Genomic DNA, 17,553 nt, shown 5'->3' on the forward strand with positions numbered 1-17,553 from the left:
TTTACTTTAATTAAGAATTATGTAATTCTAAACTTGCTTAAGTTGACGACCATGTCCTACAGGGAAGGATTTAGGAGGAGGTCTTTAATACAAAAGCCAGAAGAGCAATCTACTGGCTTTTTGTTTTTATTTTTTACTCTTTGTTACAAGCTATGTTTTTGGCTTAAATGTTTGTATTTTATATCTTTATCTCTCAGTCATTCATTAAATTTTATAATTCTGAAAAATGTTCAATTTTAAAAGTAAAGTCTTTTTTAAGTTGGGGTTATGCGTTGTTTGTGTAATAATTTGTTCGGCATGGTTTTATAAATCTGAAGATAAACCGCTATATAAAAATGCTTCATTATCCGCGGAGGAGAGGGCTGCAGATTTACTTTCCCGAATGACCATTGAAGAGAAGACAGCCCAGCTTATTGGCTTTTGGGATATTGACGGAACAAAAGTACTTACTGGAGACAGTACATTTAAGGAAATGATTTTTAAAGAAATCTTCAAAAATGGTATAGGTGAGATAGGTCCCATGAATATGCCAATAGAAAAAGATGTGAACTGGAAAAATGCTGCACAGAAATTCTTGGTGACCAAGACCCGTCTGGGTATTCCTGCAATTTTCCATGATGAAGGTTGTCATGGTCTTATGAAGCCTGAAGCGACCTCTTTCCCTATGACAATAGGTCTTGCATCATCCTGGGACGAAAAATTATTTGAAGAAGTATATGATGTAACAGCCCGCGAGATGCGTTCCCGTGGAGGTCATCAGGCACTTACTCCAATACTGGATGTCGGAAGAGATCCGAGGTTTGGAAGGATCGAAGAGTTTTACGGAGAAGATCCTTTTTTGAACAGCCGTCTTGGTGCAGCGCAGGTAAAAGGTTTGCAAGGTGGAAACACTGGAGAGGTAGATAAATATCATGTTCTTGCAACACTTAAACATTTTACAGCTCATGGCAGTCCTGAAGGTGGCTTAAACAGAAGTTCAGGCAATATCAGCATGAGAGACCTTAGGGAAATTCATATATACCCATTTCAATATGTAATTGAACAATCAAAGCCTGCTGCAGTGATGGCATCATACAATGAAATTGATGGTGTGCCATCGCACGCAAATGTATGGTTATTACAGGACATACTAAGAAAGGAATTAGGTTTCAAAGGATTAATAGTATCCGATTATGAAGGGGTAAGACAACTACATGCTGATCATAAAGTAGCCGAAGGACCTAAAGAAGCTGCATTACAGGCACTCAAGGCCGGGATTCAAATTGAGCTTCCGCTTCCTGATTCATATAACATGATTCCAGATTTGATTAAAGAAAGCAAACTGGATATCTCTTTGATAGACTCGTATGTTAAACAAATATTGATCTTGAAATTTAACCTTGGTCTATTTGAAAATCCCTATGTAAAAGTATCCGATGCCATTACAGAGGCTAAGAAAGTAGAGTCACAAAAGCTTGCCTTGAAGGCAGCGCAAAAATCAATTATTTTATTAAAGAATAAAGATAACCTATTGCCCCTCCATATAAACAAGTATAAGAAAATAGCTGTAATAGGCCCTAATGCGGATTTTGCATATTTGGGAGGTTATAGCGGAACCCCTTTCTATAATGTTTCTATTCTAGACGGAATAAAAAAACGGGCAGGAAACAATGTTGAAATACTATATGCAAAAGGTTGTGAAATCACTCAAAATCATAGAAAGAATTCTTTTTACAACTGGAAACATGCTTTAGATATAAAACTTGCAACACCACAACAGAATAAGCCTCTTATCGATGAAGCGAGAAAGGTTGCTTCAGCTGCAGATATTGTAATTCTTGTAGTGGGGGACAATGAGACTACTTGCCGTGAAGCATGGATGAAAGGGCATGAGGGTGATAGAAGTTCTTTGGATCTCTTGGGTTCTCAGAATGAACTAATTAATTCTATAGTAGCAACAGGAAAACCTGTAGTCATTTATCTGATGGGTGGGAGGCCTCTGGCTATTGGTAATCTTAAAGACAATGAAGGGGTGAGAGCTATCCTTGAGGGATGGTATATGGGACAGGAGACTGGCAATGCTGCAGCTTCAATATTGTTTGGAGACATTGCGCCCTCTGGTAAACTGACTGTTTCACTGCCAAAGTCTGCTGGACATATACCTGCTTACTATAGCAGAAAGTCCATGTCACGCGCATTCGATTATGCGTTTTCCGATAATGAACCTTTATATGCATTCGGTCATGGATTAAGTTATGTAACCTTCGAGTATAGTAGCCCAAGATTAAGCCAGCCAACCATGAATAGATCAGGTTCTGTGACTCTTAATGTTGATGTAACAAACACTGGGAATATGCATGCAGATGAAGTTATTCAATTATATATCAGAGATCAGGTAGCTTCAGTAACACGGCCAGTTAAAGAACTGAAAGGTTTTAAGCGAGTGACACTGAATCCAGGAGAAACGAAGACCGTCTCATTTACCATAAATCCATCTTTATTATCTTTCTATGATATCAATATGAATTATGGAGTAGAGCCTGGAAAATTTACACTCATGACAGGAGGAAACTCGACAGATTTAAAAAGTATCGAATTGGAAGTTAGGTAATTATTCCGTGCTTAAGGATTGGACTGTGTTAAAATTCTCACGAAGAATAAGGTATTGAGAGATTTACTGATCTTAAGTTTATCTATCTTTCTTTTATCTTATTTATTGTTTTTCTGAACGATATATGAGTTAATGTTCCTTGCAATATTGATAAATTGAGTAGTTTTTGAAACACACATCCCGTCGCAGGACTATGTACTTCCGCAACAATAACAGATTGGGACCGTAAATGAGAAAGGCGTATAAAACTTAAAAATCAATAATAATGAAAAAAATAATTTTACTAATGTTTTTTGGTCTGATAGGAACTTTAGGGTTCTCGCAGTCAATTCCTGAAAAGGCAAATACAATCATAATTTCTCTTCCGGATTCTAATGGCGTGTCCGACAAAGTAAAGGAAGTCTTTTCTGAGAAAGATTATACTTTAAGGGGGGGTAAAAATACTTCTAAAGTAGCCACAAATCCTAAAACGCTTAAGGGAAGCAAGACTAGAGTGAGTCTTGTTGCGGAAATAAAGGGTGCAGAAGTTTGGCTTACAGGAAGTATATCTGTTGCCGCTCAAGATGGAATGAGAATTGAATACAAAGGAAATAAAGGCACTGCCATTATGGACTCATGGGAAGAAATGGAAAAGGTAGCGAAAGCGATTGGGAAAAAACTTAAGTATGAAGTGAAATAAGCTCTTATATTTTCTATTGCAGCAAGGGTTTCATTATAGAAACTCTTGCTGTTTATTTTTTTAATACCGAGGTAAACAGGCTTCTAGGTTAATCACTTAAACAAACTTCCTTATGTTCATCATAAAACCTAGATGAAGCGCTTCATGATAGTTGTTAAATTCAAAGGCTTCTGTTAAAGATCCAAGATGAAATCCGGTGCCTGTCGTACGTTCATTGAAAGTAATGAATACTCCATCATGAAAATCCTTTCTGGTTTTTTCAATAAGAGAAGTTAAAAGTACTTTTAAATTATCAACTTCTTCCTGCGTAGTATTTCCCGTGGGCTTAGTGCCTGATTTATACAGATCAAATAATTCATCAGAAATATGCCAAGGTAATTCCGAGGATTTATAAATCAATGCCTGTTGAGCAACTATGATATGTCCTATATTCCAGACTAGGTTATTGTTAAACCCGTTGGGAATCTTGTTCAGTTGCTCTAATGAATATTTATCTAAATATTCTGAGTAACGTTTTCTGCTTGTTTCCCAAATTTTGAATGTCGTTTCCATATCATTTTAGTTTTAATTATTCCCCAATTTTTAAAGAAAAACCGAATGTTCAAAGGACATTTTATGGCAGTTTTTGCAGGAAAGGAAAAATTGATAAACCCCTTAGGATATCGACATAAGGGACTAATTGTAGATGTACTAAATTTAATATGTTTATAAAAATGAAATCAGGGATAGAAATTTTATAAGAATATTACCTAATGATTTGTAGTGAAAGAGTTCGTTTTTGGTACTTAATTGAAGGATATTCACTAAATTGTAATATAACCAAGGTCGAAAAAACAGAATACTGTAGGAGGTTTTTTAGGATTTCAAATATTATATAATGACCACAAGAGAAGCATTAATAGGGTTTTATAAATTTAATAAACTGAACTTAAGTGAAGATTTTAAATCTCATTGTGTGAGAGTTTATATAGGTTGTATTTTAGCTCCTGTACCTAATGTGAGTGCTAGAAAAAAGTATCTTAAATTTCATGATCTCCATCACATTATGGCAGGATATGGGATAGGTAGAGTAGGAGAAAGCGAAATAAGCGCCTGGGAGCTTGGATCCAGAAGTTGCAGAAAACCTTTGATCTCCATAATGAACTTATTTGCATTATCTACTGGCTTTATTTTAAAGCCTAAACGAGTAATAAATGCGTTTTACAGAGGATGCAGAAGTAAGAATTTATATTATTTATCAGAAACAATGTCTGATCAAGAAATTGATAGATTAAATCTAGATGAAGTAAAGAAAAATCATTTGGAAATTACTAATGAAATTAAATACAAGATGCTAAGGCAGATTGAGTTTGTGGGGTACATAATAATTTCTATGTTTATTCACATATTCATGCTGGTTGCAGGAAAGTCACTTTTAATAGCAGAATCAATTAAGAACAAAATATTAAGTGCTTACTCATCAAAAAAGAATGCATGAAAAGAGTTGTCAAGTCTGGCAAAAGTCACGCTGAATATTATCCTTTTCAAAAAACATATATACTTATTTAGATGATTTGAATAGAGAGTAAATATGGTTAAAAGGCTTTCTGTATATGGTAGGACTTTCGGCGATTATATGATGATGGGTAGAATCTTTTTCAAGTCGATTTCTTTCGTTGTAAGGATTGTCAATAAATAAAATTGCAGTGATTGGTATCGTAATAAATATAATTTATAGCTCTGAAGAATAGTAATAATTTTGCCATAGATCTGCCAATTTTAATAATTTAGCTTTCCCTTCCACATTTTCTTTCATATAATGAGGCATACTATCAAGTCCATATCTTCCTGCCAGTATTCCAGTAATGATAGATGCCACTGAGTCAACATCGCCTCCAAGGTAAATTGCTTGCTTAAAGCCTTCAAATGTTGATTTGGAATGTTTTAAGATATAAAGAGTACTTAAAGCGGTATACATTGCATCTGACGGAAGGCCTGTAATACCTTCAGGATAATAAGGTTTTATGATCGGCTGAGCCCCGCAAAGATTGGAATATTCAGATTCTGAAAGTTGAGAAAAGTTTTGGAAAGTGTTTACTGTTTTTAATTTCTCATAAAATTCGGTATCTATGTTTTGGATAAAGGGTAAACAATAGTCTATGATTTTTTCAGATTCCAATTTTTTAATGATAAGGTATTCTGTCGCTCTTGCAATACAAATGCTTGAAGCAACTGCTTTAGGATTCGGGTGTGTGGCATTTGCATTGATGGTAGCAAAACGATCAATATGATCTTCGCTTACAAAGGCAAAGGGGATCGCGCGCATGGTAGGGCCGTTGCCAGGGTTTGGTCTGTTCTTTTGAAAGTCCCGAACCTCTTCAATTGTCTTTTCTCCATTATAAACCCACCGCATGGATCCATGACCATGACGACCTATACCTTTTTGCTTTTTATCTTCTTCATATTCCTTTATCCAATGCTCCATTAATAGATCTTCGGAAAACTCTTTGTTAGAAAGTAAGGCTTTTATGCATCCTATTGTCATTTCAGTATCATCAGTATAATCCCATTCATTATAGTTTTTTACTGTGTTACCAAAGGAATCAACAACATCAGCGAGGTCAGTCCTTTTGTTTAGAAAACAAGAAAAGTCTATATTCTTTCGTATCCAGTCTCTGTCCTGAAATTCAAGTCCTGCGCCATATGCATCGCCAATAGCTATTCCCAGAAGTATATCTTTAAATTTAATATCCATTGAGTGTTAATGGTAAATAAAGATATTAATATACCTTAATTTACAAAACAATGCAAAAGGAGAGTAGTAATGAATTGAAAAGAAAATTGCTCACTTTAGTAAATTAAAAAAAGAAACGAGGAATGATATAACTTAATTATCTATGTGTATTAAGATGATGGTTTTTAGTTATAAATTTTCTCAGTTTAAAATATCAAAGCCAAAAGGAAATACTTTGACCTTTGACTTTTATTATTCTTTCAATCCCTAAAGCCTGATTCAAAGTTTTTCCATCTTTATAATCCGAAAGAATGAAAATATTTTGATGAAAGGAAATACCGGATCAAATTCAAATTTCTTAATACCGAAGTTTGCTCGACTTGCGTATTTGTGATGGTTGTTCTGGAATAATTCACCAAGCATCAATAAATCTACGGGGATAGTATTTTTTGATTTGTCACCATTCTCAAAATTGCTGTATCCAATTTTATGACCAAACCAGTTTACTATAGCTCCATGTACTGGAGACATAAGAAAATGTAAAGGAAGTAACAGGAACATCCACCATTGTGTGGCAAATATGATATAAAAGGCTATATATATCAAAGCCCATAATATTCTTGATATTCCCATTTCTCCAATCTTATCAATAAGTTTCCATTCGGGAAGATTTTTCTTAAAACCAGCTTCTGCGTTTAGATTATTGTCGACAATGTCATTATAAATCTTCCTTGTCTTCCACATCATAGTAAATGCATTTTTATTATGGTGTGGAGAATGAGGATCTTTTTCGGTATCACTGTAAGCGTGATGCATTCTGTGAAGAATTCCATACACTCTTGGTGTCAAGTATGATGATCCTTGGCTGATATATAGAATGATGTAAAAAAAATTCTCCCATGTTTTATTCATAGTGAACATTCTGTGGGCGCTGTACCTATGCAGAAAGAATGTTTGAGAAAATAATGAAATGTACCAATGTAATATAAAGAAGATTATGATGATCATAATTTTGGGGTCTTAAGGAGATTTGGATGTTTTTGTAAAATGGATCAGACTTTCCCTTATCGATTTTCATCGAAAAAAATACTTATCTAAATTGAAAATTCCTCCGTCTGAGTTTTATAAAATTGATTATCCTTTATAATCAATAAATAGAAGAATTGTTTTAACTCTGATGGGAAATCCAAAAACTGGGTAAAGCCAGAAAATGAAAGTTGAAGGTAAGTAGTTATGTCGGAGTTCTTTAAAAAAGATAATTAGCTTATCAAATGACAGCATTATCAATTCGCCTATGTGAAATGATTTTCTTTCAATAAAAATGAAGAGAGCATTTTTTATGCTCTCTTCATTTTTATTAGCCTTTTGTTTTTTGATCCACTGTTAGTATTATCTTGCCCTTTGCATGATGCGTTTGGCTTAATTGATGAGCCTCTTTTACGTTCTCTAATGAGAAGGTCCGATCAATTATTATTTTTATTAAACCTTTTTCAATTAAGCCTCCAATCTCAGCTAATTTGGCGCCATTAGCAATGGAATAATACGCTATTGTTTTCACATCTGAACGAGGAGATTTTTCGGCAGCATTAACACCTACTGTTGAAACTAAAACTCCACCAGATTTAAGTACCTGTAAAGATTTTACTTGAGTGTCACCTCCAATAGTATCTAGCACGACGTCTATATTTTTCAGCTTAGTGCTGAAATCTTCACTTCTATAATCTATTACTTGATCTGCACCAATACTTTTGACCATTTCAATATTTGCTTTAGAACAAGTTCCGATTACATGAGCACCTGCAATTTTAGCTAGCTGGACTGCAAATGTACCAACACCACCGGAGGCGCCATGGATCAAAACTTTTTGATCTGCTTTTAAGTTAGCTTTTTCAAATAATCCCATCCATGCAGTCATGGCCGCGAGTGGAACACCTGCAGCTTCTATCATAGAAATACTTTTAGGAACGAGAGCTGCTTCGTAAGAGCGGATTGCAATGTATTCAGCATAAGCGCCATTTCTTGCTGTAGTTGGATTTGCATATATTTTGTCTCCAGGTCTAAATCTGGTAACCAGATCGCCAACTTCAGTTACTGTTCCTGCAACATCCCAACCCAGAATTCCAGGATTATTATTATCCAAAAAATCTTCTTTGTACCCTTCTCTAACCTTCCAATCTATAGGATTAATTCCTGCAGCTTGTACTTTAACTAAAATTTCATCTTGTCCAATTTTAGGAATAGGCACTTCTTCTGTACTGAGAACACTAATATCGCCATAATTATGGATTACAACGGCTTTCATTTTATCTCCTGATACTTTTGATTTGGTTCCTATTCCTTCTGATTGTTGAGTCGTTTTCATTTCTTTATTTATTGGTTGATATAACAATGGTCAAATTTGCTCACTGAAACCTTTGGAAATCTCTTATATCCCAGAGGTTAAATAAAGGAAATCGAGAAAAGTAAAATTTGTTTGAAATGAATTTTTAGGAAACTCTAATATTTTTTTTATAAAAATGTTACTTGTGCATTTTGAATGGGGTATTCCTCCTGAAAAAGATGATTAGTCTGTTTGCAAATATGATTGTAAAAGGATGATCATGAAAAACTTAACAATATGAAATCATTCTATAATGTATCCACATTTGGGGCAATAGTATTCTTACTTCTATTCCACACATCTTATGCACAACAACTGGCATTTCCGTCCGCAGAAGGCTATGGGAAATTCACTACTGGTGGAAGAGGTGGTAAATTGTACATCGTAACCAATTTAAATGACGCTGGAAGTGGCTCTTTGAGGGAAGCTTTGCAAGCAATCGGCAAAAGAACTGTAATCTTTAAAGTATCAGGCATTATCAACCTTCAATCCAGTATCAATATCAGCAACGGAGACCTTTCTGTATTAGGTCAGACTGCACCTGGCGATGGAATTTGTATTGCCAATTACACAGTTCAATTATCAGCAAGTAATATAATAATCAGATATATGCGCTTCAGGCCTGGAAGCATTCAAACCAGTGAATACGATGCTTCATGGGGGCGGAATAACAGTAATATTATTTTGGATCATTGTTCTTATTCATGGGGGAATGATGAGCAAGCTAGCTTTTATGACAATACAAATTTCACCATGCAATATTGTATCATCACTGAAAGCTTTTATCATTCTACACATCCTAAAGGAGATCACGGTTTTGGCGGTATCTGGGGGGGTATGGGGGCAACTTTTCATCACAACCTGATTGCTAACCATACCAGTAGAACTCCACGTTTCTGCGGAGCACGCTATCATTTAACAACAGCGTCTACTGAGAAAGTTGATTTCAGAAATAACGTGATATTCAATTGGGGCTATAACAACGTGTATGGTGGTGAATCGGGCAATCATAACCTGGTGAATAACTATTACAAGCCAGGTCCTGCTACCTCAACCGGAAAAGTAAGATATCGGATTGTAGAACCTTCTGATTCAAAATCAGCAGGAAATCCCATCAGCAAGTGGTATGTCAGTGGTAACTATGTTGATGGAAATGCAATAGTGACATCGGACAATTGGAACGGAGGAGTACAACCGGGAGATGCTTCTATTGCACTTAGCGAACTAAAACTTAACTCAGCTCTCACTGGCATAAATATCAATACTCAATCGGCAGCGGATGCTTATACAAAAGTACTTGCTATAGCCGGAGCTAGTCTAAAAAGAGATGCAGTGGATACACGTACTGTTAACTCAGTTAAGAGCGGAACGTCAAGTTATGGAGGAGCTTATGGAGCAAAAACGGGAATTATTGATAATGAATTACAAGTGGGAGGGTTTCCCACTTATTCAAGTTCAACAGCCCCGGCAGATTCAGATAATGACGGGATGCCAGATTCATGGGAGATTGCACATGGCTTGAATAAATCGACAGCAGATCAAAATGCAGATCGTGATGGAGATGGATATACCAACCTGGAAGAGTATGCAGGATGTCTGGTTGGTGAATTTACCACATGCGATCCTACTTCTGTTAATATACTGCCAACAGTGAATATTACATTACCCACAAACAATACCAGTTTCAATGAACCTGCTTCCATTACAATCAATGCTACTGCAACGGATACAGATGGTTTAATATCGAAAGTGGAGTTTTATAACGGGGTAACTTTGTTAGGAACTGATGCTACCTCAGCATATAGCTATACCTGGAGTGGAGTAACTGCTGGAACATATACTATCACTGCTAAAGCAATAGATAATTTAGGAGCGGCAACTACATCTTCTCCAATCATAATAATTGTAAATTCAATACCAAAAGATTGCAACGGTACCACCAATGGCACAGCTACTTTGGATAATTGCAGTCGGTGCGTTGGAGGAACAACGGGTAAAAATCCATGCGCATCCGTGAGTGAAGCTGAAACAGAAACTTGTAGCTTTGATGGTGTTATTGAAACAAAAAATGCAGGTTATAAAGGGACTTCCTATCTCAATATTGACAATGCAATCGGAACTTCAGTCATATTTAAAATTTCTGCAAGCAGCTCAGGTATTGCTATAATCAGCTTCCGGTATGCAAATGGAGGAACAACAGACAGACCCGCTGAAGTTACTCTTAACGATATTGTCCTTTCCAATAAACTTGGCTTTCCATCCACTGGTGTTTTTACTACATGGAGTTCAGTAGATCTGCAAATAAACTTGCAGGAGGGGATTAACACATTGAAATTATCTTCTATTACCATTGATGGACTGCCGAATATAGATCAGTTGGGCTTTGTTAGTCAGGGAATTGCTTTTGCAAATTGCCAGGTTGTTACAGCCTTGGAAGATATCCAAAAGGAAAATTCTGTTTCAATTTATCCGAATCCGAGTAGCAGTAATTTTTATATCAGCTTAAATAAACCCCAAGATATTGAAATTACAAATGGGGAAGGAAAGATCTTGAAAAGCTTCAGTAATGTGTCATATCAAGAGTTTGGTGATGATCTGAAGCCGGGTTTATACTTTGCCAAAACTCTGAATAAAGTTTATAAGTTTGTCAAGTATTAGAAATAAAAAGAGGGCATTACTAATTTGCAATGACCTCTTTTTATACTATTAATATTTCTGAAATGTATTTCTGATCAGAATCATTTTTGAATTATAATTAATCTATTGTAGTTATTGTCTCCTTGTTTTACTTGTAATTGATATGTACCATTACTCAATCCTGGAACTTCTATAATGCCTTTCTCCAATGAGATCTGTTCCTGATATACTTCAATGCCATGCATGTTTGTAATTGTTATTAATGATTCTTCAAGTTTTAAATCAGAGTCTATATACATTAATCCATTTGATGGGTTAGGGTAAATCTGAAATCTTTCGTTTTCATTTGTGGATGTACTGATATTAAGGATTTGTGGATCAGAATCATCTTTCACTTTTAATAAATACATATCCGTTATGTTTTCAGGTTGTCCAAACGAATAGGAACCACTCACAATAAAATATCCATCGGCGTAAGAGATCTTACGAGGACTACCATAAAAAATTTTTGTCCAAAGAGTGTCTCCGTTCTGATCGATTTTAATCATGCTATTTAATTGGTCTGCTCCCCAATTAACAGAACAAATTACGACGAAGTTACTATCATATGCGGTGGTCATGCTATACGTAGAGAGGATTTGATCTTGATGAGTTTTTGTCCAAAGTGTATCACCATTTTGGTCTATTTTCATAAGAGTCAAAAAGATTCCTTTGTTGAGATAAAAAGTACTGCAAGCAGCCATGTAGTTTCCATCTTTTGTCAATTCAATGCCCTTAATATAAGAGAAATAGGCATCCTTTAATTTGTGTTCTTTGCTGAATATTAAATCGCCTGCTGCATTGTAATGCGCAATTATGCTATATCCCGCAAGTACCACTCCATCGGAAACCTTTTTCATTGTAGCAGCAAATTCATTTTCTTTAGTACCTGTCGTTCTTGTCCAAATCGTATCGCCATTGATATTCGTTTTTATCAGATGCAAATCCATTGAAGAATTAGCTTCTGAATATATATTTCCACCAAGATAAAGGTTTCCTTCCTTGTCTTCTCTTATAAAACTAGCTCCATTTCGTTTCTGAATACCTGATTTTTTGGTCCATAGAATATCACCATTTTGATCAAATTTACCCCATACTGATTCATTTTGATAGGACCCGGCAAATGCAAAGTTACCGTCAAGCGTTCTTATCACATCATATGCGGAATTGCCAGTAATTTTTTTTACCCATAAGGTATCTCCATTGGCATGTGTTCTAACTATTAAGAAAGAACTTTCATCCCCGTTATTGCTATCTTTTCCATTTCCTACACTAATTATATCTCCATTTTCAGCAGGAGCGCTTCCATATAATTCTTCAATTGTGTATTTATTTATTTTTCTTTCCCAATCTTGACCGAGACATAATGAGAATGAAAAAGTCATTATTGCAATGATTAGTTTAAATCTTAAGGTTAACATAATAGATTTTAAAAATTGAAATTTTATTTGAAAAGTTTAAATATTATTCAAGTTAATTAATTTTGACAAGTTTATAAAATAAGCTTCTCAAAGTGTATTACTGTGCCATCCTTTTGTCTCTACATTCTATTGTTATCTGACCAAATCAGCCGCTTAGATTTTATTAATTATATTTTTTAAATATATGTTACTTCTAAGTTTTCCTCTGGGTATTCTTCTTGAAAATTTGACCTATTTGCTTTATGTACCCAATTTCTCCATGCCTCTCAAATGTGTGCAAATCTTGGTTGTCAATAGTTATAGTTAAAAAGATTCTCATATCCTTTTTAATGCTATTATGTTTAGGACTATATTCTTATGCTCAGTCATTTACAACTAAAGAAGGTTTGTATGACCAGAGTAAAACCAATGATCTTGGACTGCAAATGGCTATAGGCACAGAAACTGTGACTGTTTTTAAACCTACTGCCACTTCAGATCATTATAGCAATGGGGTGGTTATGGTTGGCTTTAAAGGTTATTTGTACTGCCAATGGCAAAGTTCTTATACCAATGAAGATTCACGGGATACTTGGGTAGCATATAGCAGAAGTAAAGACGGAAAAACCTGGACAGCTCCTATGAGATTAGCCGTGCCGACGAGTACTTATTATTGCACATCAGGCGGTTGGTGGGTAAATGGTGATACACTTGTAGCCTATGTAAATGTTTGGCCAACATCTCTTTCTCCCAGAGGTGGATTAGCCTATTATTCAACAAGTACGGATGGCTTAACATGGTCGTCGATAAAGCAGGTAAAGATGTCTGATGGAACCGTAATGAAAGGAATCATAGAACAAGATCCGCATGCCTTACCAAATGGTCGCATCATATGTGCAGCACATTTTCAGCCAGGATTGATTGCTGCTCCGATTTATACCGATGATCAGTCGGGTATTAGAGGATGGAAAAGAGCAACATATACAAACATGACGTATACCGGTGATGTTACAAGAGAAATTGAACCTAGCTGGTTCTGGCAAAGAAATGGCTCTGCTGTGATGATCTTTCGAGACCAGACAAGCACTTACCATAAATTATCAGCCAAGAGTACTGATAACGGGAAAACCTGGTCTACAGCAGTACTTACAGATAATCCGGATTCAAGGGCAAAACAAAGTGCGGGTAATTTGCCAGATGGTAGTGCTTACATGGTGCATAATCCCGTCCCTAATAAAAACAGAACGCCTTTAACCATAACTTTAAGTCAGGATGGGCAATTGTTTGACAGAGCATTTGTGATGAGAAAAGGAGGGAATGATCTACAAGCGCAGCAATATACAGGAACCGCTAAAACATTAGGATACAGTTATCCGAAATCAACAGTGTGGAATGGCTATCTGTATGCTGCCTATTCTACTAATAAAGAAGATGTGGAATATACAAGAATACCTTTGTCTAGCTTGGGAATGGTCAATCAATGTATTTTTGGGTCATTTGATGAATGTGGTAATTGTACAGGAACAATGACAGGATTAAATCCTTGTGGGTATGAGTCGGAGTTTGTGGCTGAAGTTGAAGTCGATGCTTGTAAGTATGATGGGGTCTTTGAAACTAAAAATGCAGGTTATAAAGGAACCGGATATATCAATATCGACAATGCAATTGGTACTAGTATTACCTTCTCTATCAATGCATCTACTTCTGGAAGTAAGACAATAAGCTTAAGATATGCGAATGGTGGAACTGCTGACAGACCAGCGACGATTATACTTGATGGTTATGACTTAAGATATACTCTTAGTTTCCCTGGCACCGGAGCATTCACTACTTATAAAACAATAAACCTTACAATAAATCTCAGTGCAGGAGCACATCAGCTAGAACTCATTTCTGCTACATCAGATGGATTACCAAATCTGGATCAGATTGATTATTTGAGTAAAGATGTAAGGAAAGATTCTTGCATAACCGTTGTTACCGATATAGTTGAAAGTAACAGTAAGCCAGTATTAGAGTTATATCCGAATCCTAGTATGACTAGCTTTCATGTTAAATTGAGTGTTCCGAAAGATCTTGAGATTTACAATGTTGATGGAAAGCACATCAGGGTCTACAAGAATATATCTGTGCTTGAATTTGGGAATGAATTACTGCCAGGAATATATTTTGCTAAAATTGGAAATGAAGTGCACAAGTTTGTAAAGTATTAAAAAAATAAATTATGAAGGTCTTCAATTGGGTTGTCTTTCTTTTGCAGTTTTTCTCCATACATTTTTTTTGATACTGGGCAAATAATTGATTTAAATCATCTTTTTTGGAAGACCTGATCATTTTTTTTAGATTCAGACTATTCTTTCTTGCAAGTAAGATTTGTTACGATGGAAAAAAATGATTTAAGGCAATTGTCAGGGCAACAATGTGAAAAGGTTTTTGAATTAATGAAATCCTCCGCACATGGAATCGCAGAATATGAGGCTCAAGCAAGACTTAAAATCCACGGATTGAATAATTTTATTAATGAGTATAAGTTCTCATGGGCTAAAAAACTTTTTAAATCATTCAGAAATCCATTTAACATACTTCTAGTTGGTTTGGCCGGTATCTCCTTATTGAGCCATGACAAGAGAGCTGCTATTGTTTTAAGTGTTATGGTTTTATTTAGTTCTATTCTCCGATTTATTCAGGAATATAAATCAGGTAAAGAAGCTGAAAAATTAAGGGCTTTAGTGGGGACTAAAGCCATAGTATATAGGCCAGAAGCAGATCTTGCAAAAAAGTATGAGATTGCCATAAAAAATCTTGTTCCGGGAGATGTCATTCATTTGTCGGCAGGAGATATGATTCCCGCAGATGTCAGAATTATTTCTTCAAAAGACCTTTTTATTAATCAGGCTACACTTAGCGGTGAAGCCTTTCCTGTTGAAAAAACATCTAATGTGTCTGTGAATTTGGAAACAGATCTTTTCGATCTTGAGAACATTGGATTTATGGGATCTAATGTAGTAAGCGGATTTGGAAAAGCCATTGTTCTGAATACCGGTAAGCTTACCTACCTGGGATCTATTTCTGAACATGTTCTTGAAGAACGTGAAACTACAGCATTTGAAAGGGGGATTACGAAATTCAGTTATCTTTTGATAAAATTCATGTTTGTTATGGTGCCTTTGGTATTTGTGATTAACGGGATATCAAAGGGAGACTGGATTCAGGCCTTTCTCTTTGCAATTGCAGTGGCAGTGGGACTTACTCCTGAGATGTTACCAATGATTGTGACTACGAATCTGGCCAAGGGAGCAGTAGCCATGGCGAAAAAGAAAGTAATTGTTAAGCGACTGAATTCTATACAAAATTTTGGAGCTATAAATATTTTATGTACAGATAAAACAGGGACATTGACTCAGGATAAAGTGGTTCTGATAAAGCATATTGATGTAAAGGGTGAAGAGTCTGATGATGTATTAAAGTATGCATATCTGAATAGTTATTTCCAAACAGGATTGAAGAATTTGCTCGACGTCGCGATCTTAAGCCAGGCTGATCTAACAAATGAATTAAAAGTATGCACTGATTATTCGTTAGCTGATGAAATTCCTTTTGACTTTGAGCGAAGGAGAATGTCTGTCGTAATTAATGAACTACATGATCATCATGAGCTAATCTGTAAAGGCGCTGTGGAAGAAATTTTTGATGTATGCACCAAAGTGAAGATAAAGGATCAAATATATGACCTTGATGATAGCAGAAGGTCCGAAATATATCATTTATCTGAAGAGCTGAATCAAGATGGATTAAGGGTTATAGCAATTGCATACAAAGAAATTCCTAATATAAATAAAGTATATTCCAGAGAAGATGAGAATGATTTGATTTTATTGGGGTATGTTGCCTTTTTAGATCCCCCAAAAGAATCGGCTGCCCCAGCAATAATATCCTTAAAGAATGCAGGTGTTACAATAAAGATTCTAACAGGAGATAATGAATTAGTAACCAGAAAAGTTTGCAATCAAGTAGGAGTGCTTTCTGACAAAATAATTTTAGGAAGTGAAATTGAGAGATCACCAGAAGATGAGATACCGGTCATAGCAGAACAATACAACGTTTTTGCAAAATTAAATCCTGATCAAAAGAGGAAAATAATTAAAGCTCTACAATCAAAAGGCAATGTTGTAGGATATATGGGCGATGGAATTAATGATGCACCAGCCCTTAAAGTATCTGATATAGGCATTTCTGTTGATTCAGCAGTGGATATTGCAAAAGAGGTTGCCGATATTATTTTGCTTGAGAAAAGCTTGATGGTTCTGAAAGATGGTATTATCGAAGGTCGCAGGACTTTTGGAAATACAATTAAATATATCAAAATGTCGGCCAGCTCTAATTTTGGAAATATGTTTAGTATGGTTGGAGCAAGCTTACTTCTTCCTTTTTTGCCAATGCTTCCAATACAACTCTTAATTCAAAACCTTTTATATGATATATCTCAAACAGCAATACCTTTTGATAAAGTTGATGCAGAATATACTTTGATTCCCAGAAAATGGGATATATCTAATATTACCAAATATATGTTTTTTATAGGTCCGATTTCTTCGGTATTTGATTATATTACCTTTGCCCTGCTCTGGTACATATTTTAGAGCCAATACAGTTGAGACCCAATCGCTTTTCCAATCAGGGTGGTTTATAGAAGGATTATTTTCTCAGACAATTATAGTTCATGTTATAAGGACTTCTAAAATTCCATTTGTTGAAAGCTGGGCAAGTCCTCAATTATTGTTTACTACTTTGTTGGTTCTTATAGCAGCTATCTATATCCCTTTTTCTCCAATAGGTACTATTTTAGGATTTCATGCACTTCCGCCGGTATACTTTTTATATTTGATAGCTTTGATAGGCGGATATATGGCAATAACACAAGTAATAAAGACGTGGCTAATTAGGAAGTATGGATTTAGCTAAATCTGATACTCGTTAAAACTTGCAGGCTTGAGGAGAAATGTGATTTATATGGTTTAAAAATGAATTAACTTTTTTTATACCAAATGGATATTGGGTTCCGCTATATAATAAAATGCATTCTGGGTATATTTGATTGCATTGTATGTTCAATTC

Annotated in this window: 12 protein-coding genes; 7 read left to right on the forward strand and 5 right to left on the reverse strand. The window is 35.4% G+C overall.

Annotated elements, in window-relative coordinates; translation table 11 throughout:
• Positions 1 to 226 precede the first annotated feature (226 nt).
• Positions 227 to 2,590: a glycoside hydrolase family 3 N-terminal domain-containing protein gene (locus J7604_RS16170; RefSeq protein WP_293897543.1), complete on the forward strand. Its 2,364-nt coding sequence runs from the start codon at positions 227 to 229 to the stop codon at positions 2,588 to 2,590.
• Between the two features lie 265 nt (positions 2,591 to 2,855).
• Complete coding sequence (locus J7604_RS16175) at positions 2,856 to 3,269, forward strand: hypothetical protein (protein WP_293897544.1); 414 nt, start codon at positions 2,856 to 2,858, stop codon at positions 3,267 to 3,269.
• A gap of 96 nt (positions 3,270 to 3,365) precedes the next feature.
• Here the strand turns inward: J7604_RS16175 and J7604_RS16180 are convergent, their stop codons facing one another.
• Positions 3,366 to 3,821, reverse strand: coding sequence for a DinB family protein (locus J7604_RS16180; RefSeq protein WP_293897546.1), 456 nt, complete (start codon positions 3,819 to 3,821; stop codon positions 3,366 to 3,368).
• Between the two features lie 325 nt (positions 3,822 to 4,146).
• Between J7604_RS16180 and J7604_RS16185 the strand changes: the two genes are divergently transcribed.
• Positions 4,147 to 4,746: a hypothetical protein gene (locus J7604_RS16185; RefSeq protein ID WP_293897548.1), complete on the forward strand. Its 600-nt coding sequence runs from the start codon at positions 4,147 to 4,149 to the stop codon at positions 4,744 to 4,746.
• Between the two features lie 234 nt (positions 4,747 to 4,980).
• Here the strand turns inward: J7604_RS16185 and J7604_RS16190 are convergent, their stop codons facing one another.
• From J7604_RS16190 to J7604_RS16200, 3 genes are all read right to left on the reverse strand, one after another.
• Positions 4,981 to 6,003 carry an ADP-ribosylglycohydrolase family protein gene (locus tag J7604_RS16190; protein WP_293897550.1) on the reverse strand — a complete coding sequence of 341 codons (1,023 nt, stop codon included), beginning with the start codon at positions 6,001 to 6,003 and terminating at the stop codon, positions 4,981 to 4,983.
• Positions 6,004 to 6,261: 258 nt separating this feature from the next.
• A complete protein-coding gene (locus J7604_RS16195) occupies positions 6,262 to 6,990 on the reverse strand; it encodes an acyl-CoA desaturase (RefSeq protein ID WP_293897552.1) in 729 nt (242 codons plus the stop codon).
• 349 nt (positions 6,991 to 7,339) lie between these two features.
• Entirely contained in the window at positions 7,340 to 8,344 is a 1,005-nt protein-coding gene (locus J7604_RS16200; protein ID WP_293897554.1) for an NADP-dependent oxidoreductase, read from the reverse strand.
• A 255-nt stretch (positions 8,345 to 8,599) separates the two neighbouring features.
• Between J7604_RS16200 and J7604_RS16205 the strand changes: the two genes are divergently transcribed.
• Positions 8,600 to 11,020 carry an Ig-like domain-containing protein gene (locus J7604_RS16205; protein WP_293897556.1) on the forward strand — a complete coding sequence of 807 codons (2,421 nt, stop codon included), beginning with the start codon at positions 8,600 to 8,602 and terminating at the stop codon, positions 11,018 to 11,020.
• Positions 11,021 to 11,100: 80 nt separating this feature from the next.
• Here J7604_RS16205 and J7604_RS16210 read toward each other — a convergent pair whose 3' ends face one another.
• Positions 11,101 to 12,423 carry a T9SS type A sorting domain-containing protein gene (locus J7604_RS16210; protein WP_293897558.1) on the reverse strand — a complete coding sequence of 441 codons (1,323 nt, stop codon included), beginning with the start codon at positions 12,421 to 12,423 and terminating at the stop codon, positions 11,101 to 11,103.
• 365 nt (positions 12,424 to 12,788) lie between these two features.
• Between J7604_RS16210 and J7604_RS16215 the strand changes: the two genes are divergently transcribed.
• The 3 genes from J7604_RS16215 (at position 12,789) to J7604_RS16225 (ending at position 17,400) form a co-directional block, all read left to right on the forward strand.
• On the forward strand, positions 12,789 to 14,651 hold the full coding sequence (locus J7604_RS16215) for an exo-alpha-sialidase (RefSeq protein WP_293897561.1): 1,863 nt from the start codon (positions 12,789 to 12,791) through the stop codon (positions 14,649 to 14,651).
• A 168-nt stretch (positions 14,652 to 14,819) separates the two neighbouring features.
• Positions 14,820 to 17,078 carry a magnesium-translocating P-type ATPase gene (gene mgtA, locus J7604_RS16220; RefSeq protein ID WP_293897564.1) on the forward strand — a complete coding sequence of 753 codons (2,259 nt, stop codon included), beginning with the start codon at positions 14,820 to 14,822 and terminating at the stop codon, positions 17,076 to 17,078.
• A complete protein-coding gene (locus tag J7604_RS16225) occupies positions 17,053 to 17,400 on the forward strand; it encodes a cation transporting ATPase C-terminal domain-containing protein (protein ID WP_293897567.1) in 348 nt (115 codons plus the stop codon). Before mgtA ends, J7604_RS16225 begins: the two co-directional genes overlap by 26 nt.
• Positions 17,401 to 17,553 lie beyond the last annotated feature (153 nt).

The sequence above is a fragment of the Sporocytophaga sp. genome, from assembly GCF_017745095.1.
GTDB lineage: Bacteria > Bacteroidota > Bacteroidia > Cytophagales > Cytophagaceae > Sporocytophaga.

Bases quoted from the DNA above. Each gene is read 5' to 3' on its own strand.
- J7604_RS16200 (WP_293897554.1), bottom strand. From the start codon at position 8,344: ATGAAAACGACTCAACAATCAGAAGGAATAGGAACCAAATCAAAAGTA.
- J7604_RS16210 (WP_293897558.1), bottom strand. From the start codon at position 12,423: ATGACTTTTTCATTCTCATTATGTCTCGGTCAAGATTGGGAAAGAAAA.
- J7604_RS16195 (WP_293897552.1), bottom strand. From the start codon at position 6,990: ATGATCATCATAATCTTCTTTATATTACATTGGTACATTTCATTATTT.
- J7604_RS16180 (WP_293897546.1), bottom strand. From the start codon at position 3,821: ATGGAAACGACATTCAAAATTTGGGAAACAAGCAGAAAACGTTACTCA.
- J7604_RS16185 (WP_293897548.1), top strand. From the start codon at position 4,147: ATGACCACAAGAGAAGCATTAATAGGGTTTTATAAATTTAATAAACTG.
- J7604_RS16205 (WP_293897556.1), top strand. From the start codon at position 8,600: ATGAAATCATTCTATAATGTATCCACATTTGGGGCAATAGTATTCTTA.
- J7604_RS16215 (WP_293897561.1), top strand. From the start codon at position 12,789: ATGCTATTATGTTTAGGACTATATTCTTATGCTCAGTCATTTACAACT.
- J7604_RS16190 (WP_293897550.1), bottom strand. From the start codon at position 6,003: ATGGATATTAAATTTAAAGATATACTTCTGGGAATAGCTATTGGCGAT.
- J7604_RS16170 (WP_293897543.1), top strand. From the start codon at position 227: ATGTTCAATTTTAAAAGTAAAGTCTTTTTTAAGTTGGGGTTATGCGTT.
- mgtA (WP_293897564.1), top strand. From the start codon at position 14,820: ATGGAAAAAAATGATTTAAGGCAATTGTCAGGGCAACAATGTGAAAAG.
- J7604_RS16175 (WP_293897544.1), top strand. From the start codon at position 2,856: ATGAAAAAAATAATTTTACTAATGTTTTTTGGTCTGATAGGAACTTTA.